The organism is Pseudomonas sp. R4-39-08, assembly GCF_003852275.1.
Lineage (GTDB): Bacteria > Pseudomonadota > Gammaproteobacteria > Pseudomonadales > Pseudomonadaceae > Aquipseudomonas.
The window spans coordinates 4,897,300-4,920,588 of sequence record NZ_CP027733.1 but is presented as its reverse complement, the minus strand read 5'-3'; the positions used below and the strand labels follow the sequence as shown (position 1 = coordinate 4,920,588).

Genomic DNA, 23,289 nt, shown 5'->3' with positions numbered 1-23,289 from the left:
CATTTGCGAAAGCAGGTGGGGTTTTGTTTTGGGCGGTCGAAAAGTGCCAAGACGCTCATTGCAGTGGCCTTCAGTGCTAAAGTCCACGCCTCGATTCTTGCTTTTCCAAGGAAACCGTTATGCCGGGTGCGACGTCCCTCAGCGCTGGATTCATGGTGGTTCACGGTAACCGCCTGGACGAGTTGCGCAGCCTGGTAGTCAGCTGGATGCGCCGTTATCCCCTTGCGCCTTTGGAAAACGAAATCGCTCTGGTCCAAAGCAACGGCATCGCCCAATGGCTCAAGCTTGCCCTGGCCGAAGATCCGCAAGAAGACGATATGGGCGGCTGTGGCATTGCAGCAGCAATCGATGTGCAACTGCCCGGCAGCTTCATGTGGCAGCTCTATCGCATGGTCCTGGGTCGTGACGAAATTCCCCCTAAGTCTTTGCTTGATAAGGCACCGCTGACGTGGCGACTCATGCGCCTGCTCCCGCAGCTTATCGACCAGCCCCATTTCGAGCCGCTGCAACGCTTCCTGACTCACGACACCGACCTGCGCAAGCGCTACCAGCTCGCCGAGCGCCTGGCCGACCTGTTCGACCAATACCAGGTGTATCGCGCCGATTGGCTGGAAGACTGGGCCGCAGGGCGTCATCAGTTACGCAATGGACGCGGCGAATCCAAACCCCTTAACACTGCGAACTGTTGGCAGGCTGAGTTATGGCGCGCGTTGCTGCTCGACGTCGGCGCGCAGGGCATGGCCGAGAGTCGGGCCGGCGTTCACCAGCGTTTTATCGAGCGCATCAACACGCTCGAGCAAGCGCCTCCTGGCCTACCTTCCCGAGTGATCGTTTTCGGCATTTCATCCCTGCCCGCCCAAGCGCTTGAAGCCCTGGCGGGCCTGGCCCGTTTCAGCCAAGTGCTGCTGTGCGTGCACAACCCTTGCCGCCATCATTGGTCAGACATCGTGGCCGACAAGGACCTGCTGCGTAACGAATACAAGCGCCAAGCGCGCAAAGCGGGCATGCCAGTCACCATCGACCCACAAACCCTGCATCAGCATGCCCATCCGTTACTCGCCGCCTGGGGCAAGCAGGGCCGTGACTACATCAGCCTGTTGGACAGCTATGACGACCCCAACAGCTACCGCGCCGCCTTCCGTGATGGGCGTATCGATCTGTTCAGCGACAGCCAGCCCACCACGCTGCTCAACCAGCTGCAGGACGATATCCTGGAACTGCGCCCACTCGATGAAACCCGCGAACTTTGGCCTGCGGTCGACCTGAAGCGCGACTCATCCATTCGCTTTCACATCGCCCACAGCGCCCAGCGCGAAGTGGAAATTCTCCACGACCAGTTGCTTCAACGCTTCAGCGCCGACCCCACCTTGCGCCCTCGGGACATCATCGTCATGGTCCCCGATGTCGACAGCTACGCGCCGCACATTCGCGCGGTTTTCGGCCAACTGGAAAGAAACGACCCACGCTTCATTCCATTCACCCTGACAGACCAGGGTCAACGCGGCCGTGACCCGCTGCTGATCGCCGTCGAGCACCTGCTCAAGCTCCCCGACAGCCGCTTCCCCGTCAGCGAGATTCTCGACCTGTTGGATGTTCCTGCCCTACGCGAACGTTTCGCCATCAATGAGCGCGACCTGCCGACGCTGCACCGCTGGATCGAAGGCGCGGGTATCCGCTGGGGGCTCAACGCCGAGCAGCGTGCCGGCCTGGGGCTGCCCGAGGCGCTGGAGCAGAACAGTTGGCGATTCGGCCTGCGACGAATGCTGCTGGGTTACGCCGTCGGCACCGGTGTCGCGTGCGACGGCATCGAGCCCTACGACGAAATTGGTGGGCTTGATGCAGCGCTGATCGGCCCACTGGTTGCCTTGCTCGACGCATTAAACGACGCGCATCAAGCCCTGTCGCAACCAGCACCTCCCCACGTGTGGGGCGAGCGTCTGCAACGCTTGATGCAGCAGTTTTTCCTGCCCAGCAGCGAGCACGATGACTACCTGTTGGGCCAACTCGAACAATTAAGAGAGACCTGGCTGGAAACCTGCGAGTCGGTCGGCCTGCAGGACGAATTACCGCTCACTGTAGTCCGTGAAGCGTGGCTAGCCGGGCTTGACCAAGGCCGTCTGTCCCAGCGCTTCCTCGCGGGTGCGGTCAATTTTTGTACCCTGATGCCCATGCGCGCAATCCCGTTCAAGCTGGTCTGCCTGCTCGGCATGAACGACGGCGACTACCCGCGTGCCCAGCCTCCGCTGGACTTTGACCTGATGGGCAGCGACTACCGGCCCGGCGATCGTTCCCGCCGTGAGGACGACCGCTACCTGCTGCTCGAAGCCCTGCTTTCCGCGCGCGACCAGCTCTATATCAGCTGGGTCGGCCGCAGCATCCGCGACAACAGTGAGCGCCCAGCCTCGGTGCTGATCGGCCAACTGCGCGACCATCTCGCCAGCGGCTGGCATAACGCCGATAGCCAAGAACCCCTGATCGAAGCGATGACCCAGGAACACCCGCTCCAGCCGTTCAGCGCCCGCTACTTCCATGAAGGCGACCCGCTGTTCAGTTACGCCCGCGAATGGCAGCTGCTGCACGAAGCGCCGGCCGCAATGGCCCACGACCACGCGCTGGCACCGCACCATCAGGAAGAGCCCCTGAGCCTAGGCCAGTTGCAGGATTTCCTGCGCAATCCGGTAAAGCATTTCTTCAGCCAGCGCTTGAAAGTGTTCTTCGAAGCTGCCGAAGTACCGCTGGCCGACGAAGAACCCTTCGTCCTCGACGCACTGCAACGCTACAGCCTCAGCGACAGTCTGCTGAATGCCGCACTGGCCCGGCCCGACCAGCTTGATCAGGCCCTCAACGCCCAAGCTTTACGCCTGCAAGGCAGTGGCCTGCTGCCTATGGTCGGTTTCGGCGAATGCCTGCGCAACGAGCTGATCGAGCCGTTGCCGGACCTGTTGCAGCGCTATCAACAACTCCTGGCGCTCTGGCCAACCCCGCACGCTGGCGCGGAACCGATCAGTTTCGAGTACCAGGGCATCCAGCTCGAAGGCTGGATCAGCGGCCTGCATCGACGCAGTGATGGCGGATTGTTAAGCGTGACCACCATTCCCAACAGCATCGGTTCGATCAAGACGCGCAAGTGGCACCGGCTGATTCGCCCCTGGGTCAATCACGTGGTCGCCTGTGCGTGTGGCGTGCCGTTGAGCACCGGGCTGGTGGCCAGTGACGACACCTTGCTCCTGGCCCCACTGGACACCGCCACCGCGCAGCACATCCTCGCCGACCTGCTGCTCGCCTGGCACACCGGCATGAGCAAACCGCTGCCCGTCGCGGTAAAAACCGCCTTTGCCTGGCTCGGCCAGACCGACCCCGCCAAGGCCCACGCTGCAGCCAGCAAAGCCTACGAGGGCGACGGCATCACCACCGACGGTGAGCGCCGTGAAACGCCCGCGCTCACTCGTCAGTTCCCCGACTACGCCACGCTGGTGGCCAGCGAAGAATTCGAAGGTTGGTGTGAAACCCTGTATCGCCCCCTGATCAGCGCCCCCTGGCGTTCACTGTCCAGCGCGGAGGCCGGCGCATGAGTAACAAGCCCTTGGCCCTGGCCTTCCCGCTCAAAGGCAGCCAACTGATCGAAGCCAGCGCCGGCACCGGCAAAACTTTCACGATTTCGGCCCTGTACCTGCGCCTGGTCCTCGGCAACGGTGGTGATGAGTCCGGCTTCGGCCGCGAACTGCTGCCGCCGCAGATTCTGGTGGTGACCTTCACCGACGCCGCCACCAAGGAGTTGCGTGAACGTATCCGTATCCGCCTGGCCGAAGCGGCGCGGTTCTTCCGTGGCGAAATCGAGCCGCCTGACGCCTTGATCGCCGACCTGCGTAATCAATACCCCGAGGAGCAGTGGCCCGCCTGCGCCAATCGCTTGGACATCGCCGCGCAATGGATGGACGAGGCGGCCGTCTCGACGATCCACAGTTGGTGCCAGCGTATGCTGCGCGAGCACGCCTTCGACAGCGGCAGCCTGTTTACCCAGACCCTGGAGACCGATCACAGCGACCTGCTCGGTGAAGTGCTGCGCGACTACTGGCGCTTGTTCTGCTACCCGATGCACGACGACGCACTCAACTGGGTGCGCAACAACTGGGGTGGCCCGGCCGCGTTGATGCCACGGGTGCGCGCGCTGTTCGGCAGTGAGCGGCCCGCCGAGGACAGCCGCGAGCCGGCCGACATGATCACCGCCTGCCTGCAGGAACGCCGCGAGGCGTTGACCCGCATCAAGGCGCCTTGGCTGCAATGGGCCGCCGAGCTGCGCGAGCTGTGCCTGCAAGCCGTTGCTGCCAAGGCGGTCGATGGGCGCAAAATGCAGGCGCGTTACTTCGAGCCCTGGTTCGAAAAAATCAGCGCCTGGGCCGCCGACGAAACCCTGGAACAACTGGATATCGGCACCGGCTTTACCCGGCTGACCCCCGACGGCATGGCCGAAGCCTGGAAAGGCGAGCCGCCACGGCATCCCGGCATCGACGGCATGGCCGGCCTTAAAGCCGCCCTTGACGCACTGCCAACCCCGGACGCCGCTGTGTTGCAACACGCTGCGGCCTGGGTGGGCAAGCGCTTCGAAGAAGAGAAGCGGCGGCGCGCCGAAATGGGCTTCGACGACATGCTGATCCGTCTCAACGCCGCGCTCCAGGCCGACGGTGGCGAGCGCCTCGCCAGTGTGATCCGCGAGCAATTCCCGGTGGCCTTGATCGATGAATTCCAAGACACCGACCCCGTGCAGTACAGCATCTTCGACAGCATTTACCGCATCGAAGAAAACCACCTGGACAGCGGCCTGTTCCTGATCGGCGACCCCAAACAGGCGATCTACGCCTTCCGCGGCGCGGATATTTACACCTACCTGCGCGCCCGGCAGTCCACCACCGGGCGCCACCACACCCTGGGCACCAACTTCCGCTCCAGCCATGCGATGGTCGAGGCGGTGAACCATGTGTTCCAGCGTGCAGAAACCGGCCGGGGCGCCTTCCTGTTTCGTGAGCCCGACGGCCATAACCCGGTGCCGTTTCACCCGGTGCTGTCCCAGGGCCGCAAGGAACAGCTGCAGGTCGACGGCCAAACGCTGCCGGCAATGAACCTTTGGCACCTGCCCACCGACCAGCCGATTTCCAATGTGCTGTATCGCCAGCAACTGGCCGCCGTCTGCGCCACGCACATCGTCGCGTTGCTCAATGGCGGGCAGCAAGGCAGCACGGGTTTTGTCAAAGACAACACCTTCAACGGCGTACTGCCGTCAGACATCGCCATCCTCGTGCGAGACGGCAAGGAAGCCCAGGCCGTGCGCGCCGAGTTGGCGGCGCGGGGCGTGCGCAGCGTGTACCTGTCGGATAAAGACTCGGTCTTCGCCGCCCAGGAAGCCCACGATCTGCTGGCCTGGCTCAAGGCCTGCGCCGAACCGGACGTCGAGCGCCCGCTGCGCGCGGCCTTGGCCTGCGTCACCTTGAACCTGTCACTGGCGGAACTGGAGCGTCTGAACCAGGACGAGCTGGCGTGGGAAAGCCGCGTGATGCAGTTCCGTGGCTACCGTTCGATCTGGCGCACCCAAGGCGTGCTGCCGATGCTGCGCCGCCTGCTGCATGACTTCAAGCTGCCGCAAACCCTGATCGCCCGCAGCGATGGCGAGCGCGTGCTGACCAACCTGTTGCACCTCAGCGAACTGCTGCAGCAGGCGGCGTCGGAACTGGACGGCGAGCAGGCATTGATTCGCCATCTTGCCGAGCACTTGGCGCTGTCGGGTCAGGCCGGTGAAGAGCAGATCCTGCGCCTGGAAAGCGATGAGCAACTGGTCAAGGTGGTGACGATCCACAAATCCAAGGGCCTCGAATACGACCTGGTGTTCCTGCCCTTCATCTGTTCGGCCAAACCGGTGGACGGCACGCGCTTGCCGCTGCATTACCACGACGAGCAGGGCAAATCCCACGTCAGCCTGCGGCCCACCGCGGAGTTGATTGCCCAGGCCGACGATGAGCGCCTGGCCGAAGACCTGCGCTTGCTGTATGTCGCCCTGACCCGCGCCAAACACGCCTGCTGGCTGGGCATCGCCGACCTCAAGCGCGGTAACAGCAGCAGCTCCGTGCTGCACCTTTCGGCGCTGGGCTATTTGCTCGGCGCCGGTGCACCGCTGGGGGAGTCCGCCGACCTGGCGCGCTGGTTGATGGCGCTGCAGGAAGGCTGCCCGACCATCAGCTATGCCCATGTGCCGCAAGCGCAAGACACTGTGTTTCATCCACCGCGCAACGAAGCCACCTTGCTGGCCCCGCTGCTGCCTAAACGCAAGGCCGCAGAAAACTGGTGGATTGCCTCCTACAGCGCCTTGCGCATTGGCGACAGCATGAGCGCCGCGAATCTCGAAGCGCCTGAAAGCCCACAGGCCCAGAAACTGTTCGATGACGAACGCCTTGATCCCGATGCACCACGGGAAGTGGCGGCGTCCGGCGGCGATATTCATCGTTTCCCACGCGGTCCCAATCCAGGCACCTTCCTTCACGGCTTGTTGGAATGGGCCGGTGAAGAAGGCTTCAACCTGAGCCCCGAGGCCATCGAAAGGGCCGTCGGCGCCCGCTGTAACCGCCGCCATTGGGAAGGCTGGATCATCACCCTCAGCGCCTGGCTTGGCCACTTGTTGCAAACACCGCTGCCTGTGTACGACGCCCGCGTCAGCCTCAGTGCCCTGCAGCAGTACCAGATCGAAATGGAGTTCTGGTTCGCCAGCCATAAAGTCGACGTGCTCGCCCTCGACAAGCTGGTGTGCCAGTACACCCACCACGGCGTCTCCCGCGTGGCGGCCGAACCGGTGTTGCTCAACGGCATGTTCAAGGGCTTTATCGACCTGACCTTCGAGCACGACGGTCGTTATTACGTGGCTGACTACAAATCCAACTGGCTCGGCCCTGACGATTCGGCCTACACCCTGGAAGCCATGGAACAGTCGATCCTCGAGCATCGGTACGACCTGCAATACGTACTTTACCTGCTGGCCCTGCATCGCCAACTCAAGGCGCGCCTGCCCGATTACGACTACGAACGCCACATCGGCGGCGCCCTGTACCTGTTCCTGCGCGGTACGCAATCGGTGAGCCAGGGCGCGTATTTCACCCGGCCACCGCGAGAACTGATCGAAGGGCTGGACCTGTTGTTCCAAGGCAAGCCGATCCCGCCCAAAGCCGAGCCCGCCTGGGAACAAGGAGTGCTGCTATGAGCCTGTCGCCGTTACTGCCGCAAGAGCTGACACCTCTCAGTCGCGCCGCCGACCTGGTGCAATTACTCGAGCGTTGGGTCGAGCGTGGTTGGTTACGGGCCCTGGACAAAGCCTTCGTCGGCTTCCTGCATGAGCTTGACCCAGAAGCCGATCCCTTGGTGTTGCTGGCGGCGGCGTTGACCAGCCACCAATTGGGTCACGGCCATGTGTGCCTCGACCTGTTCGAAACGCTCAAGGCGCCGGACTTTGCCTTGTCGCTGCCGCCTGAAGGCGACCTGCAAACCGGCGCGATGCTGTTGCCGTCGCAATTGCTCGAAGGTTTAGACGGCGCCCACTGGTGTCATGCCCTGGCTGCCAGCCCCTTGGTCGCGCTGGCTGTCGATGGCAGTGAGTCGGCCAAAAGCCGTCCGTTGGTGCTGTCCGGAAAACGCCTCTATCTGCGCCGCTATTGGGCGTATGAACGGCGCATCGACAGCGCCTTGCGCCTGCGGCTGGCCAGCCACGAAAGCGTCGCCACCGATTTGCCGCAGCGGCTCAATGGTTTGTTCGATCAACCGGCGCCCGATGGCGTGATCGACTGGCAAAAACTGGCCTGTGCCCTGGCCACCCGTGGCGCGTTCAGCATCGTCACGGGCGGCCCCGGCACCGGCAAGACCACCACCGTGGTGCGCCTGCTCGCGCTGTTGCAGGCACCGGCTGTGGAAAGCGGCAATCCCTTGCGTATCCGCCTGGCCGCGCCCACCGGTAAAGCCGCTGCCCGTCTCACCGAGTCCATCAGCCAGCAAGTGCTGTCGCTGAAAGTGCCCGACACTGTGCGTGAAAAAATCCCGACCCAGGTCACCACGGTTCACCGCTTGCTGGGCAGTCGCCCGGGTACTCGGCATTTTCGTCATCACGTCGGCAACCCATTGCCGCTGGATGTGCTGGTGGTGGACGAAGCATCGATGATCGATCTGGAAATGATGGCCAACCTGCTCGACGCCTTGCCCCCCCATGCTCGCCTGGTGCTGCTGGGCGACAAGGACCAGCTCGCTTCGGTAGAGGCGGGCGCGGTGCTCGGCGATTTGTGCCGCGATGCCGAGGCCGGTTGGTACAGCCCGGCCACGCGCCAATGGCTGCAAGCGGTCAGCGCTGAAAATCTCGCCGACAGCGGTTTGCAGGAGGACCTCGACGGCACTCATCCCCTGGCGCAGCAGGTGGTGATGCTGCGCTACTCGCGGCGTTTCGGCGAGGGCAGCGGCATCGGCCAACTGGCGCGCTGGGTGAACCAGCAGAACGCTGAGCAAGCGCGCCAGCTGTTGGCCGCGCGCAGTCATGACGACCTGTTCTGCCTCAGCCTCAAGGGCGAGCATGATCACGCACTGGAGCGCCTGGTACTGGACGGGCAGGGCGCCGGCGCCCAGGGCTATCGCTATTACCTGAATCTACTGCAGTCGGCGCGGCCTGCATTGGAGACCCCGCGTGACGATCACACCTGGACCCACTGGGCGCAACAACTGCTGCAAGCCTTCGACGCGTTCCAGCTGCTCTGCGCCGTGCGCAAAGGCCCGTGGGGCGTCGAAGGCCTGAACCTGCGCATCACCGCCGCCTTGCGCAAGGTGCGGCTGATCGAAGGCGACGAGCAGTGGTATGAAGGCCGTCCGGTGTTGATGACCCGTAACGACTACGGCCTGGGCCTGATGAACGGAGATATTGGCATCGCCTTGAAATTGCCCGAAAGCGACGGCGGGCCGCAGGTGCTGCGCGTGGCTTTCCCGCGTAATGACGGCCAGGGGGGCGTGCGCTTCGTGCTGCCCAGCCGACTCAACGACGTGGAAACCGTGTATGCCATGACCGTGCACAAATCCCAGGGGTCAGAGTTCACCCATACCGCGCTGATCCTGCCGGACGCGTTGAACCCGGTGCTGACCAAAGAACTCATCTACACCGGTATCACGCGTGCCAAGCGCTGGTTCAGCCTTATCGAGCCCCGTGCCGGAGTCTTTGAGGAAGCCGTACGGCGCAGGGTCAAACGCTTGAGCGGGCTGATGCTGGAGTTGGACGCCACGCCCGCAGAAGCTGACTGAGTGGTCATGTAAGATTTCTGATTCAGATGACTGATTTTTCTGAATAAATAGTCAGCCCCGCGAAAACCCCTGCGTCGTGGGATTTTCCGCCGCTGTGCTATCGTTGCGGCATCACCTTGAAATTTCTTGAGAGAATTGCTGCATGAACGTGGCTGTCTCGCTCACCGAGCGTAGTTTGAGCTGGAGACGCCTGCTGCGGGTGGCAGTGCTATGCCTGCTCGCCCCGCAGGCATGGGCTCAAACATCCAGCCTGGCTGAACAGCGCGCCCAGGCGGTGACCCAGGTCGTGCTCGGTATCCTCAGTTACGCCCGCTGGCCGATGGAGCCTGCGCAACTGCGCTTGTGCATCGTCGGGCCCACCCAATACACCGACGACCTGATCAAAGGCACCACCCAGGCGACCGGCCGTCCGGTGACGGTGCGCCGCCTGCTGGCGAGCCATCCCGATATCGTCAGTGCCTGCGACGCTGTTTACATCGGCAAACTCAGCGCTGACGAACGCAGCGCATTGTTTACCTCATTGATAGGCCACCCGGTGCTCAGCATCAGCGAAGGCGGTGACCAATGCACCGTGGGCAGCCTGTTCTGCCTGCGGGTGAGTGATGCGCAAGTGTCGTTCGAGGTGAACCTGGACTCCGTCGCCCGCAGCGGCGTACGCATTCATCCCAGCGTGCTGCAACTGTCGCGCCGTCGAGCGCCGGCGCCATGAGGCCCGCCAAGGCGCGGCCGACCCTGGGTTCGGTCATCGGCCGGGGGCACCTGATTCTGGCGTTAGTGGCGGTGACCCTGGCGAGTGTGTCCCTGACCCTGCTCGGCGTGCTGGCATTGCGGGTGTACGCCGAACATAACCTGCATTTGATCGCCCGCTCGATCAATTACACCGTGGAAGCGGCGGTGGTGTTCGACGACAGTGCGGCAGCCACCGAAGCCCTCAGCCTGATTGCGTCGACCGAAGAAGTGGCCCAGGCCGAGGTTTTCGATGCAGGTGGCAAACTACTGGCGCAATGGGTACGGCCAAACACTGGCATGTTGTCACGGGTTGAGCTTGAACTGGCGCATGCCTTGCTCGAGCAGCCCATCAGCCAGCCGATCCTCCATCAAGGGCAAACGGTTGGCAGCATCCACCTGACCGGGCATGGCGGCAGCCTGCTGCGCTTTCTGCTCAGCGGCCTGGCGGGCATTGTGATCTGCACCGCGCTCAGCGCCTGGGTCGCGTTGCACCTGGCGCGGCGCCTGTTGATCGGTATCACCGGGCCGCTGCAAAGCCTCGCCGCCGTGGCCCACGCTGCGCGCAGCGAACGTGACTTCGACCGCCGCGTGCCGCCGGCGCAGATCGCTGAACTCGACAGTCTGGGCAGCGACTTCAACGCCCTGCTTGGCGAGATGGAAGCCTGGCAGAACCACCTGCAAAGCGAAAACGAAACCCTTGCCCACCAGGCCAGCCACGACAGCCTCACCGGCCTGCCCAACCGTGCGTTCTTCGAAGGCCGGTTGATTCGTGCCTTGCGCAGCGCCGCCAAGACCAATGAGCGGGTGGCGGTGCTGTTTCTCGACAGCGATCGTTTCAAAGACATCAACGATAACTTCGGCCACGCCGCCGGCGATGCGGTGCTGATGGCCGTTGCCGAGCGCGTGCGTGCACAACTGCGCGAAGACGACTTGGTGGCCCGGCTGGGCGGCGATGAGTTCGCCGTGCTGCTCGCGCCGCTGCACAAAGCCGAAGATGCACAGCGCATCGCCGACAAGATCATTGCCAGCATGGACGCGCCGATCCCACTGCCCGGCAACACTCAGGTGGTGACCTCCCTCAGTATCGGCATCGCTATTTATCCCGAGCATGGCGCCACACCCGGCACCCTGCTCAATGCCGCCGACGCGGCGATGTACCAGGCCAAACGGCTGTCCTCGGGCAGCCAGCAAACGGCGGAGTCGGAGCATTCCGTCGTCAATGTCCAACACAGGAGTTGATCCCTTGTTTTCTAACCTACGCGTTCTATTCTTCACCTTGCTCGTCGCCTGCCTGGCCCTCGGCGGCTGCCAGACCCCACCGGCCAAAGGCCTGACCCCGGCGCAGGTCACCGTGCTCAAACAGCAGGGTTTTGAGCTGACTGACGAAGGCTGGGCCTTCGGCCTGTCTGGCAAGGTGCTGTTTGGCAGCGACGTCGAAAGCCTCAACAAGCCCAGCACCGACATCGTCGAGCGCATCGGCAAGGCCCTGGTGGGCGCAGGCATCGAACGCGTACGCGTCGACGGCCACACCGACGCGTCGGGCAAAGAGACCTACAACCAGACCTTGTCCCTGCGCCGCGCCAAAAGCGTGGGCGAGGTGCTGACCCGGGTGGGCATGAAAGAACAAAACATCCAACTGCGCGGCCTGGGCAGCAGCGAGCCGGTGGCGGCAAATACAACCACGGCGGGGCGCACCGAGAACCGTCGCGTGTCGATCGTAGTCATCGCGGACTAAAGCATTTCCCCCATCTCAACCTGAAATGCACTCCAAATGTGGGAGGGGGCTTGCCCCCGATAGCAGTGTGTCAGCCAATACATCGGGTGACTGACACTCCGCCATCGGGAGCAAGCCCCCTCCCACATTTGCGCTTGTGCGGTGCTATCAATCGGCAAACCGCATCTGCCGCGTTTCCCCCATCAACAACCCCCGATTCTGCTCCGTTACTTCCCGGATGTAGTCCCACAACAACGTAATCCGCTTCAACTTGCGCAAATCTTCCCGGCAGTACATCCAGAACTGCCGCGTAATCGCGATCTGCTCCCCCAGCACCGGCAGCAATCGCGGGTCCTGCGCCGCCAGAAAGCACGGCAATATCGCCATCGACCGCCCCTGCTGCGCCGCCACGTACTGGGCAATCACACTGGTGCTGCGCAGGCTGGCGCTGGCGCCGGGCACTACATTTGCCAGGTACAGCAGCTCCGAGCTGAACGCTAAATCATCCACATAGCTGATAAACGGATGCTCGGCCAAATCCGCCGATTTGCGGATCGGCGGGTGTTGGTCGAGGTATTGCTGGGTCGCGTATAACTGCAGCTTGTAATCGCACAGTTTGCAGCACACATAAGGCCCGTGTTCCGGGCGCTCCAGAGCAATGACGATGTCGGCTTCGCGCTTGGACAGGCTGATGAAGTGCGGCAGCGGCAGGATGTCGACCGAGATCGCCGGGTAGGTGTCGACGAAATGACTCAATTGCGGGGTGATGAAAAAACTGCCGAAGCCTTCGGTGCAGCCCATGCGCACATGCCCGGACAGCGCCACGCCGGAGCCGGAGACTTGCTCGCAGGCCATGTGCAGGGTGCTTTCGATGGATTCGGCGTAGCCCAGCAAGCGCTGGCCTTCGGCGGTGAGCACAAAACCGTTGGTCCGGGATTTTTCGAACAGCAGGGTGCCGAGTGACACTTCCAATGAACTGATGCGCCGCGACACGGTGGTGTAGTCCACCGCCAGGCGCTTGGCGGCCACGCTGGCCTTGCGGGTGCGAGCCACTTCGAGGAAAAACTTCAGGTCATCCCAGTTCAGGGAGCCCAATGATGTGATGTTTTTTTGCATGTTGGACCGGCTTTTATGTGCGTTCTTATTAGAGATTTGCACATCTATACTCCAAAAACAGTCCGAACGCCTCCTTCTTCAAGGCGATTCACTCTCTGCATAACAACAAGATTCCGGAGACCCTCATGAACGCATCTGCCGATATTTCCGTCCAACAGGTCAAGTTGCTGATCAACGGTGAGTGGGTCGAGTCCAAGACCACCGAGTGGCAAGACATCGTCAACCCGGCTACCCAGCAAGTGCTGGCCAAAGTGCCGTTTGCCACCGCCGATGAAGTCAATGCCGCCATCGACGCCGCCCATCGAGCGTTCCAGACCTGGAAGCTGACCCCGATCGGCGCGCGCATGCGCATCATGCTCAAGCTGCAAGCGTTGATCCGCGAACATTCCAAGCGCATCGCCGTGGTGCTCAGCGCCGAGCAGGGCAAGACCATTGCCGACGCCGAGGGCGATATTTTCCGTGGGCTTGAAGTGGTGGAACACGCCTGTTCCATCGGCACCCTGCAAATGGGTGAATTCGCCGAGAACGTCGCCGGCGGTGTCGACACCTACACCCTGCGCCAGCCCATCGGCGTCTGCGCCGGCATCACGCCGTTCAATTTCCCGGCGATGATTCCGCTGTGGATGTTCCCGATGGCCATCGCCTGCGGTAACACCTTCGTGCTCAAGCCGTCCGAGCAGGACCCGTTGTCGACCATGCTACTGGTGGAGCTGGCGTTGGAAGCCGGTGTGCCGGCTGGCGTGCTTAATGTGGTACACGGCGGCAAGGACGTGGTGGATGCGCTGTGCACCCACAAGGATATCAAGGCGGTTTCGTTCGTTGGCTCCACCGCTGTGGGCACGCATGTCTACGACCTGGCCGGTAAACACGGCAAGCGTGTGCAGTCGATGATGGGCGCCAAGAACCATGCGGTGGTGCTGCCGGATGCCAATCGCGAGCACACCCTCAATGCCCTGGTTGGTGCTGGTTTCGGTGCTGCGGGCCAGCGTTGCATGGCCACCTCGGTGGTGGTGCTGGTGGGGGCGGCCAGGCAATGGTTGCCGGATCTCAAGGCGCTGGCGCAGAAGCTCAAGGTCAACGCGGGCAGCGAAGCGGGCACCGATGTGGGCCCGGTGATTTCCAAGCGGGCCAAGGCGCGCATCCTGGAGCTGATCGAAAGCGGTGTGAAAGAAGGCGCGAAGCTGGAGCTGGACGGCCGTGACATCAAGGTGCCGGGTTTCGAGCACGGCAATTTTGTCGGCCCGACGCTGTTCTCGGGCGTGACCACCGACATGCGCATCTACACCGAGGAAATCTTCGGCCCGGTGCTGGTGGTGCTGGAGGTCAATACCCTCGATGAAGCCATTGCGCTGGTCAACGCCAACCCGTTCGGCAACGGCACCGGCCTGTTCACCCAGAGCGGCGCGGCGGCGCGTAAGTTCCAGAGCGAAATCGATGTAGGCCAGGTCGGTATCAACATTCCGATTCCGGTGCCGGTACCGTTCTTCAGCTTCACCGGCTCCCGTGGTTCCAAGCTCGGTGACCTCGGCCCGTACGGCAAGCAAGTGGTGCAGTTCTACACCCAGACCAAAACCGTCACCAGCCGCTGGTTCGACGACGATACAGTCAACGATGGCGTCAACACCACCATCAATCTGCGCTGACTCCGGGAGACGACCATGAAGATTGCATTTATCGGCCTGGGCAACATGGGCGCACCCATGGCCCGCAACCTGATCAAGGCCGGGCACGCGCTGAATCTGTTCGACCTGAACCAGACCGTGCTCAAGGAGCTGGCCGAATTGGGCGGCCGCATCAGCGACTCACCGCGTGACGCGGCCCAGGGCGCTGAACTGGTGATCACCATGCTGCCGGCCGCTGCGCATGTACGCAGCGTGTGGCTGAATGAAGACGGTGTGCTCGCCGGCATCGGCGAAGGCATTCCCGCAGTGGACTGCAGCACCATCGACCCGCAAACCGCCCGCGATGTGGCTGCCGCCGCCGCCAGGCAAGGTGTGGTGATGGCCGACGCCCCGGTCTCCGGCGGCACCGGCGGGGCGCAAGCCGGCACGCTGACCTTCATGGTCGGCGCCACCCCCGACCTGTTCGCCACCCTGCAACCGGTGCTGGCGCAAATGGGCCGTAACATCGTGCACTGCGGCGAAGTCGGCACCGGGCAAATCGCCAAGATCTGCAACAACCTGCTGCTGGGCATCAGCATGATCGGCGTCAGTGAAGCCATGGCCCTGGGCGACGCGCTCGGCATCGATACCCAGGTGCTGGCCGGCATCATCAACAGCTCCACCGGGCGCTGCTGGAGTTCGGACACCTACAACCCGTGGCCGGGCGTGATTGAAACGGCGCCGTCGTCGCGCGGCTATACCGGCGGTTTTGGCGCCGACCTGATGCTCAAGGACCTGGGCCTGGCCACTGAAGCCGCGCGGCAGGCCAAGCAACCCGTGATCCTGGGAGCCGTGGCCCAGCAGTTGTACCAGTCGATGAGCCAGCGTGGGGAAGGGGGCAAGGACTTCTCGGCGATTATCAACAGCTATCGCAAACCGCAATAGAGCGTTCTCCGGGGGCCTGCTATGCGTGGGCTCCCGGTTTTTGCGGCTCAGCGAGCCTTCTGGTTTTCCTGCCAGCGTCCCACCACGTAAGCATCAGGATTGATGCCTTTCCTTGCATGAATTCATCGCCGTCTATCGAAGTCAGCGGTCATGGAGTGGCTCCGTTGTGTGTGGCGAATCGGCTGAAAAATCTTGAATTCATCATTGGCCCAAGGCTACCCCCGTTCTTGCTACCGTTTGCGCCCATTCGCTGCAAGCGCGGCTTTCTGATGTTTCCACAGCACGGGTAAGACTTTAATCGTTATGGCACGTCGATACTTGCGCTCCCTCAAGTACCTGATCTTCCAATCTCAATCGAGAAAGAAGGCGCTGGCGTCATTCGTCGATCAGTGGACTGCCTTGGACTACCAATGGCTAGACCCAACAAAAGTCCGTTTCGACGTGATTGATAACCGTGCCCTTGAGGCGTGCCATCGCTGGGGAGGTGACGCGCAATTTCCATGGGAGGATGTTGCTGCCTGGAAGACGCTGGATGCCAAAGGTTTTGATTTGTCGATTTGGCATGATGAACAACTATGCGGCCTTTGTTATGCGACGCCTCGTGACAGTAAAGTCACGATTAAGATCGTGCTCCTCGAGGGCTGCTCGGATAGTAACATCCCTTGAAAGGCTTGATAGCTGCACTTGCCTTGGGCGCTATCGATGCATACGCACGTGCCATCGGGTGTTCTCGCATCGAAATTCAAGAGCCGCGACCTGATGCCGTGCCCACTTATGAGCGACTCGGCTTCAATTATGATGAACAGCAGCGCCTTGTGATTTCAGTGGAGGCCACCTAGTATGAGGCGCATCTACAAGGCTTACGGAGGCTTGAATTTATGAAAACAGCTACCCGCAAAGCAAGCGCACAGTTGGTCGAGATATTTTGTGCCGAGGCTAATAAAAAACTTGGTGAGTCGGCATCTGCCAATCAAAAAAGATTTTTCAGCGTAGCTATTCAGCACGGCAGGGACATGGAGCCAGCAGGTCCGTTGGCTGGTAAAGTTCGCTGATTCGTACAAAAGAAAACCGCCTTTAAGGGCGGTTTTTTCGTTATGAACCCAGTTTTCGTGGCTCAAGCAAACACAAAATACTTACGCACCGTCTCGACCACCTCCCACGTGCCCTTCATTCCCGGCTCGACCACAAAGATATCCCCAGCCCGCAGATGGATCGGCGCCATGCCTTCAGGGGTAATCACGCAGTAGCCTTCCTGGAAATGGCAGTACTCCCACTTCACGTATTCCACATACCACTTGCCCGGCGTGCAGATCCAGGTGCCCATGATCTTGCTGCCGTCTTCGCTGGTGTAGGCGTTGAGGTTGACGGTATGCGGGTCGCCTTCGAGTTTTTCCCATTTGCAGGCGTCCAGCACTGGCAGGGGATGGGTGTCGCGCAGAACAGTGATCGGCTGGGGCATGGTGACTCCGAGGCAAGGAAACAGAAGTTGAACCCTATAGCGCCGAGCTGTTTGCCAGTGGTCTGAACTCGACATCGGGATGCCCAGAACCGCAGCAGTCAACTGTGGGAGGGCGCTTGCCCCCGATAGCGGTGTGTCAGTCAGTGGTTTATTACCTGAACCACCGCCATCGGGAGCAAGCCCCTCCCACATAGGTCATCTTGCGAATTTCCGAGCCTGAATTGACCGTTTCTTCGCAGTAAGTGCGGAAGATTTCCCGCTTTGCGCCAGAATTCGCAAGAAAATTCACAGCCGGCCCTCGTATCATTCACCTCAGTGACAGCCGAGAGCCTTGAAATGAACCCAATAAAAACGTGGTGGGATATCAGCCCGCCCTTGAGCGCGGCGACCCCGACCTGGCCGGGCGATACGCCGTTCCAGGAAGAGCGCGTGTGGCAGTTCGGCCCTGAGTGCCCGGTGAATGTGGGGCGCGTGACCTTCTCGCCGCACACCGGCGCCCATGTGGATGCGCCGCTGCATTACAGCGCCGACGGCGCGCCGATTGGCGAGGTGTCGCTGGATGTGTACATGGGCCCGTGCCGAGTATTGCACTGCCTGGGTAGCGGTGCTCTGGTGCAGCCCCATCAACTGCAAGGGCGTGTGGATAACCTGCCGGAACGGGTCCTGCTGCGCACTTATCCACAAGCGCCACTGACGCAATGGGATTCGAACTTCACCGCCATCGCCCCGCAAACCATCGAGCTGTTCGCCAGCCTTGGCGTGCGCCTGATCGGTATCGACACCCCGTCCCTGGACCCGCAACAGTCCAAGACCATGGATTCGCACAACGCCGTGGCGCGCCATGGCATGGCGATCCTTGAAGGCATCGTGCTCGATGACGTACCGGAGGGCGACTATGAACTGATCGCGCTGCCGCTGCGCTTTGCCCATCTGGATGCCAGCCCGGTCCGCGCAATCCTGCGCCCGCTTTTGGAGCCCACGCGATGAGCCAATGTCCCTTCTCGCCAGAATATAAGCCTGCCGGCGACCAAGCCCCGCAGGATTGGCACAACGCTGAGCTGAATTTTTCCGAGTCAATGAGCTACGGCGACTACCTGGACCTGGGCAAAGTCCTCAGCGCCCAGCATCCGCTGTCCCCGGATCACAACGAAATGCTGTTCATCATCCAGCACCAGACGTCTGAGCTGTGGATGAAGCTGATGCTGCACGAACTCAAGGCGGCCCGCGAACATGTGCGCCTGGGCGAGTTGCCGCCGGCGTTCAAGATGCTGGCGCGGGTCTCGCGGATCTTCGACCAGCTGGTGCACGCCTGGGCGGTGCTGGCGACCATGACTCCGTCGGAATACAAGGCGATCCGCCCGTTCCTCGGGCAGTCGTCGGGGTTCCAGTCGTTCCAGTACCGTGAGATCGAATTCATCCTCGGCAACAAAAGCCCGGCACTGTTGCGGCCCCATGCCCATCGCCCGGAGTTATTGCTGCAATTGCAGGTGGCGATCGCCACGCCGTCGCTGTATGACGAGGCGATCAACCTGATGCTCAAGGCGGGCCTGGCGATTGACCCCAAGCGCGCCGAACGCGACCCGACGGCCGCTACCGTGCACGATGAATCCGTGGAAGCCGCGTGGCGTGAGGTGTACCGCGACCCGAGTCGGTACTGGGATTTGTATCAATTGGCTGAGAAGTTTATCGACCTGGAGGATTCGTTCCGCCAGTGGCGCTTCCGGCACGTGACCACGGTGGAACGGATTATCGGCTTCCAGCCAGGCACTGGCGGCACCGAAGGTGTGGGGTATTTGCGCAAGATGCTCGATACGGTGCTGTTTCCCGAGTTGTGGCGAGTGCGCTCTACGCTCTAAACGCAATCCAAATGTGGGAGGGGGCTTGCCCCCTCCCACATGGGTTACTGCGCTGTCACGAGTTTCGTGTTTCGTACCCGCAAGCGGTAGGCCACATAGATAATCGCTACCCACACCGGCATCGCATACACCGACTCACGTATCCCCGGAATGGCCAGCATCACGCTGATGATCATCAGCATGAACGCCAGGCACAGGTAATTGCTGAACGGGAACCAGAAGGTCTTGAACGACGGCGTCACGCCTTGCTCGCCCATGGCCTTGCGGAACTTGATGTGGGTGATGCTGATCAGCGCCCAGTTGATCATCAGCGAGGCAACCACCAGCGCGAACAGCAGCTCCAGGGCACTTTGCGGCGCGACGTAGTTGACCACCACGCACAGCAGGGTCACCGCCGCCGAAATTGCCAGCGCGCGCAACGGCACGCCTTGCTTGTTGAGCTTCATCAGCGCCTTGGGCGCGTCGCCTTGCTCGGCCAGGCCGAACAGCATGCGGCTGTTGCAGTACACGCCGCTGTTGTACACCGACAGCGCCGCGGTCAGCACCACGAAGTTGAGGATGTGCGCCGCAGTGTCATTGCCGATCAGCGAGAAGATCTGCACGAACGGGCTGCCGCTGTAGGCATCGCCCGAGGCGCCGAGGGTTTGCAGCAGTTGGTCCCACGGGTACAGCGACAGCAGCACGGTGAGGGCGCCGACGTAGAAAATCAGGATCCGATACACCACCTGGTTGATCGCCTTCGGGATCACCTTGCGTGGCTCGCTGGCCTCGGCGGCGGTGATGCCCACCAGCTCCAGGCCACCGAACGAGAACATGATGAACGCCATGGACATCAACAACCCCATGCCGCCGTTCGGGAAGAACCCGCCGTGGCTCCACAGGTTGCTGACCGACGCCTGCGGGCCGCCGGTACCGCTGAACAGCAGGTAGCAGCCGAGCACGATCATGCCGACAATCGCCACCACCTTGATGATCGCGAACCAGAACTCTGCTTCGCCGAAGAACTTCACGTTCAGGGTATTGATCAGGTTCACCGCGACAAAGAACACCAGCGCGCTGACCCAGGTCGGAATCTCCGGCCACCAGAACTGGATGTACTTGCCCACGGCCGTCAGTTCGGCCATGCCCACCAGTACGTAGAGCACCCAGTAGTTCCAGCCCGCGAGAAAGCCCGCGTAGCCGCCCCAGTATTTATGCGCGAAGTGGCTGAAGGAACCGGCCACCGGCTCTTCGACGATCATCTCGCCGAGCTGGCGCATGATCAGGAAGGCGATGAAACCGGCGATCGCGTAACCCAGGATCATCGACGGCCCCGCCGACTTGAGCACCCCGGCCGAGCCGAGGAACAACCCCGTACCGATCGCCCCTCCCAAGGCGATCAGTTGAATGTGCCGGTTTTTCAGGCCGCGCTTGAGGCCCACCGGGTTAACCATGTCATCCGCCATTAACGTTCCCTTCTACTTGTTTTTCTTAAGGGTGAGCGCAGGCCGCATCAGCCCCTCAGAAGTGCTGAGGGTCAGATATTACTCTGCGTAAACTTTTCGTAATACAGCTGAACGCCATCAAGTGCCTGATCCGCCAGCCATTGTTGGATCGATTCGACCATTGGCGGCGGGCCACACACATACATATCCGCCGATCTGTCCCGTAATTCGGCCAGGTCGAAATGTTCGGTGAGGTAGCCGCGCTTGCCGGTCCACTGGGTCGAGGCGTCGCTGAGCACTTCGGTGTAGCGAAAATTCGCGATCTTCGACGCATAGCCATTGATGCGCACGGCTTCGCACAGGTCCTGCTCAGTGCGCACGCCATAGTAAAGGTGCACCGGTTGATCGCAGCCGCGGGCGACCAGCTCATCGAGCATGCCCAGCAACGCCGACAACCCGGTGCCGCCAGCGACCAGCACCAGCGGTTGAGTGACGTGCCGCAGGTAGAACGCCCCCAGCGGCGCTTCCATCAACACCTCATCGCCCACCTGGCACCGTTCGCGCACGTAGTTGCTCATCACCCCATCGGGTAACAGGCGCACCAGGAACTGCAATTGATTACCCGGTAGGTTGGCGAAGGAATAGGAACGCCAGCTGTCGGTACCGGGCACCGCCAGCCGCGCATATTGGCCCGGCAGAAAATCCAGCGCAGCGTCCACCTGCAGGCGCAGGATTGCCGTACTGGCCGACACCAACTGCACCTCGCTTACCGTGCCGCGCACGTGCACCGGCCCCGGCGCGTTGCACAGGCTCGAATCGAAGTCGAAGTAAAAGGTGGCGTCGGACTGCACCCGCGTCTGGCAACTGAGCATTTTGCGCTGTTGCACGTCGAGGCTCGACAGCGCTTCTTCGTCGACATAATCCTGGGTGTAATCGCCGGATTCGCAGCGCCCCTGACAGGTGCCGCACACGCCTTCGCGGCAGTCCAGCGGGATGTTGATGCCGTTGCGCAAGGCAGCGTCCAGCAGGAGTTCATGGGTGCCCACCGGGAAGAACAAGGTCTTGCCGTCGGCGAAACTGAAAGCCACTTTGTGATTCATCCACAGTGCTCCGTGGGTTAAGTGTGATCTTCTGTAGGAGCGAGCTTGCTCGCGAAAAACGTCAACGATGACGCCGGGCAGCCTGGATGCACGCGGTGTACTTGAGTTCTTCGCGAGCAAGCTCGCTCCTACAGGGGAATGCGCCAACGTCAAAGGTGATAGAAGTCCAGCACCGAGTTGATGGTGTCGTTCAGCAATAACGCGTGCTTGCGGGTGATCAGCCAGCTATCGCCGTGTGGCTTGAGGCGGTAAGTGGCCTGCCCGTAGAACTGCTCCGAAGTCGCCAGCCGGTAGAACAGCGTGTGCCAATTCAACTTCACGTCCAGCTCGCCGCCCGCCAACTCGGCAATGCGCACGTTGTTGATCAGGTGCAGAGTGCGCGGCATCGGCGTGGCCGAGGCGGCCTTGCCGGTACGCAGGCGGAATACCCGGTCCTCCAGCCCTGAGCGGTTGGCGTAATAGATCAACGACATCTCGCGCTTGGGGTCCTGGGTGTAGACATGTTCGGAGTCCCATTGCGGCAGGTGGAATTCGCTCTGTGGGTCGAACAGCTGCACATAGGCATCCCAGTCCTGGGCGTCGCACAGTGCGGATTTGCGGTAGAAGAACTGCTCGATCTGGTACTGCAACTGCGCATTCATCACTTCACCTCCCGCAGTTTCAGCGCTTGCTGGTCCAGGCCGTTGAGCAGGAATTGCTGCCAGTTGCGGTGCTGGTTGACGTACAGGCCTTCGTGGGTGAATTCGGTGCCGGTCATGGCCGGCTGGATACCGATGGCTTCGCTGTTGGGTGTCGGCCCGGTCTGCCAGCGGTGGCTGCCGCGCGAAATATCGCTCCAGCGCTCCAGGCGGCCCTGGAAACCGCGCTGGGCTTCGCGAAACTCCACCAGGTCATCCGGCGTGCCCATGCCCGACACATTGAAAAAGTCCTCGAACTGGCGAATGCGGTTTTCGCGGTCGGCGTCGGACTCGTGCTTCACCCCCAGGCACTGGCTGATGATCTCGGTCTTGTTCCACGCCAGCGGGCGGATGATGCGCAGTTGGGAGCTGATCTGGTCGAGAAAGAACAGGCTCGGGTAGATATTCAGGTTGCGCAGGCGGTGCATCATCCATTCGGCCTTCTGCTGGCCGTGTTCGGCCACCAGGCGCGGCATGATGGTGGCGTAGCCGGAGCGTACGCTGGGGTTGGGCATGTCGCTGAACAACAGGCTGTGGCCGTTGTTGAAGGCGAACCAGCCGTCGTCGGTATTGGCGTCGCCGGCGCCGAGCTTGCTGTAGTCCAGGGTAGTGCCGGCACTGGCGCCGTTTTCGCTGTTCACCTGCTGGCGATGCTGCACCGTGGCCACGTAGTTATAGTGCACGGTGCTGACGTGATAACCGTCCAGGCCGTTTTCGTTCTGCAGCTTCCAGTTGCCGTCGTAGGTGTAGGCGGACTTGCCCGGCAGCACCTCCAATTCACCCGTTGCAGATTGCGCCACCATCATGTCGAAGAACACTTTGGCATCGCCGAGGAAGTCTTCCAGGCTGTCGGTTCCAGTCACGTCGAGGCTGATAAACACAAAGCCCTTGTAGCTGTCGATGCGCGCCTTTTTCAGGCCACGGGTGGCTTTGTCGAAACCTTCCGGGTATTCCCCCGGCGCCTTGACCTTCACCAAGCGGCCATCGCTTTTGTAGCACCAGGCGTGGAACGGGCAGGTGAACGTGGACTGGTTGCCTTTGCCTACGCGGGTGAGGGTAGTACCGCGATGCTGGCAGGCATTGATCAGCGCATTGAGCCGGCCTTCGCCGTCGCGGGTGATGATCATCGGCTGGCGCCCGGCGCGCATTGTTACGAAATCGTGGTTATTGGCCAATTCGCTTTCGTGGCAGGCGTAGATCCAGTTCTTCTCGAAGATCAGTTCCATTTCCAGGTCGAACAGTTCGGGCTCGGTGAACATGTCGCGGGCGATGCGGAACACTTCATCGGCCGGGCGAAAGTCCAGGCAACTTTCGATAAAGGTTTTCCACTGCTCGACGTTTCTTGCACCACTCATGGGAGGC

The 23,289-nt window shown here is 61.8% G+C and carries 18 protein-coding genes; 12 read left to right on the top strand and 6 right to left on the bottom strand.

The window, feature by feature from the left end; translation table 11 throughout:
• Nucleotides 1-119: 119 nt before the first annotated feature.
• The 6 genes from recC (at nt 120) to C4J88_RS22715 (ending at nt 11,770) form a co-directional block, all read left to right on the top strand.
• Nucleotides 120-3,572 carry an exodeoxyribonuclease V subunit gamma gene (recC, locus tag C4J88_RS22740; RefSeq protein WP_124368354.1) on the top strand — a complete coding sequence of 1,151 codons (3,453 nt, stop codon included), beginning with the start codon at nt 120-122 and terminating at the stop codon, nt 3,570-3,572.
• On the top strand, nt 3,569-7,240 hold the full coding sequence (gene recB / locus C4J88_RS22735) for an exodeoxyribonuclease V subunit beta (protein ID WP_124408177.1): 3,672 nt from the start codon (nt 3,569-3,571) through the stop codon (nt 7,238-7,240). The genes recC and recB overlap by 4 nt, the downstream gene beginning before the upstream one ends.
• Nucleotides 7,237-9,306, top strand: coding sequence for an exodeoxyribonuclease V subunit alpha (recD, locus tag C4J88_RS22730; protein ID WP_124408176.1), 2,070 nt, complete (start codon nt 7,237-7,239; stop codon nt 9,304-9,306). Before recB ends, recD begins: the two co-directional genes overlap by 4 nt.
• 142 nt (nt 9,307-9,448) lie before the next feature.
• Nucleotides 9,449-10,015: a YfiR family protein gene (locus C4J88_RS22725; protein WP_124368351.1), complete on the top strand. Its 567-nt coding sequence runs from the start codon at nt 9,449-9,451 to the stop codon at nt 10,013-10,015.
• Nucleotides 10,012-11,274, top strand: coding sequence for a diguanylate cyclase domain-containing protein (locus tag C4J88_RS22720; RefSeq protein ID WP_124368350.1), 1,263 nt, complete (start codon nt 10,012-10,014; stop codon nt 11,272-11,274). The genes C4J88_RS22725 and C4J88_RS22720 overlap by 4 nt, the downstream gene beginning before the upstream one ends.
• A 4-nt stretch (nt 11,275-11,278) precedes the next feature.
• Entirely contained in the window at nt 11,279-11,770 is a 492-nt protein-coding gene (locus tag C4J88_RS22715; protein ID WP_124408175.1) for an OmpA family protein, read from the top strand.
• Between the two features lie 147 nt (nt 11,771-11,917).
• Here C4J88_RS22715 and C4J88_RS22710 read toward each other — a convergent pair whose 3' ends face one another.
• On the bottom strand, nt 11,918-12,865 hold the full coding sequence (locus tag C4J88_RS22710) for a LysR family transcriptional regulator (RefSeq protein ID WP_124408174.1): 948 nt from the start codon (nt 12,863-12,865) through the stop codon (nt 11,918-11,920).
• 125 nt (nt 12,866-12,990) lie between these two features.
• Here C4J88_RS22710 and C4J88_RS22705 point away from each other — a divergent pair, with 125 nt between their 5' ends.
• From C4J88_RS22705 to C4J88_RS27490, 4 genes are all read left to right on the top strand, one after another.
• A complete protein-coding gene (locus tag C4J88_RS22705) occupies nt 12,991-14,508 on the top strand; it encodes a CoA-acylating methylmalonate-semialdehyde dehydrogenase (RefSeq protein WP_124408173.1) in 1,518 nt (505 codons plus the stop codon).
• Nucleotides 14,509-14,523: 15 nt separating this feature from the next.
• Entirely contained in the window at nt 14,524-15,411 is an 888-nt protein-coding gene (gene mmsB, locus C4J88_RS22700; protein ID WP_124364398.1) for a 3-hydroxyisobutyrate dehydrogenase, read from the top strand.
• A gap of 303 nt (nt 15,412-15,714) precedes the next feature.
• A complete protein-coding gene (locus C4J88_RS22695) occupies nt 15,715-16,077 on the top strand; it encodes a hypothetical protein (RefSeq protein WP_124408172.1) in 363 nt (120 codons plus the stop codon).
• A gap of 212 nt (nt 16,078-16,289) precedes the next feature.
• The gene (locus C4J88_RS27490) at nt 16,290-16,463 is read left to right on the top strand and encodes a hypothetical protein (RefSeq protein ID WP_164487730.1); all 174 of its coding nucleotides are present in this window, start codon (nt 16,290-16,292) and stop codon (nt 16,461-16,463) included.
• Between the two features lie 62 nt (nt 16,464-16,525).
• Here C4J88_RS27490 and C4J88_RS22690 read toward each other — a convergent pair whose 3' ends face one another.
• Nucleotides 16,526-16,870 (bottom strand): cupin domain-containing protein, encoded by a 345-nt coding sequence (locus C4J88_RS22690; protein ID WP_124364396.1) that lies wholly within the window; start codon nt 16,868-16,870, stop codon nt 16,526-16,528.
• A gap of 336 nt (nt 16,871-17,206) precedes the next feature.
• Here C4J88_RS22690 and kynB point away from each other — a divergent pair, with 336 nt between their 5' ends.
• Entirely contained in the window at nt 17,207-17,857 is a 651-nt protein-coding gene (gene kynB, locus C4J88_RS22685) for an arylformamidase (protein ID WP_124408171.1), read from the top strand.
• Nucleotides 17,854-18,726 carry a tryptophan 2,3-dioxygenase gene (kynA, locus tag C4J88_RS22680; RefSeq protein ID WP_124408170.1) on the top strand — a complete coding sequence of 291 codons (873 nt, stop codon included), beginning with the start codon at nt 17,854-17,856 and terminating at the stop codon, nt 18,724-18,726. Before kynB ends, kynA begins: the two co-directional genes overlap by 4 nt.
• Nucleotides 18,727-18,770: 44 nt before the next feature.
• On the opposite strand, the gene C4J88_RS22675 is transcribed toward kynA, so the two are convergent.
• The 4 genes from C4J88_RS22675 to antA all read right to left on the bottom strand — a co-directional run bounded on the left by C4J88_RS22675 (nt 18,771) and on the right by antA (nt 23,282).
• Nucleotides 18,771-20,171, bottom strand: coding sequence for an amino acid permease (locus tag C4J88_RS22675; RefSeq protein WP_124364393.1), 1,401 nt, complete (start codon nt 20,169-20,171; stop codon nt 18,771-18,773).
• Between the two features lie 71 nt (nt 20,172-20,242).
• Nucleotides 20,243-21,250 carry an anthranilate 1,2-dioxygenase electron transfer component AntC gene (gene antC / locus C4J88_RS22670; protein WP_124408169.1) on the bottom strand — a complete coding sequence of 336 codons (1,008 nt, stop codon included), beginning with the start codon at nt 21,248-21,250 and terminating at the stop codon, nt 20,243-20,245.
• A gap of 149 nt (nt 21,251-21,399) precedes the next feature.
• Nucleotides 21,400-21,891 (bottom strand): anthranilate 1,2-dioxygenase small subunit, encoded by a 492-nt coding sequence (gene antB / locus C4J88_RS22665; protein WP_124405272.1) that lies wholly within the window; start codon nt 21,889-21,891, stop codon nt 21,400-21,402.
• Nucleotides 21,891-23,282 carry an anthranilate 1,2-dioxygenase large subunit gene (gene antA / locus C4J88_RS22660; RefSeq protein ID WP_124408168.1) on the bottom strand — a complete coding sequence of 464 codons (1,392 nt, stop codon included), beginning with the start codon at nt 23,280-23,282 and terminating at the stop codon, nt 21,891-21,893. Before antA ends, antB begins: the two co-directional genes overlap by 1 nt.
• Nucleotides 23,283-23,289: the final 7 nt, after the last annotated feature.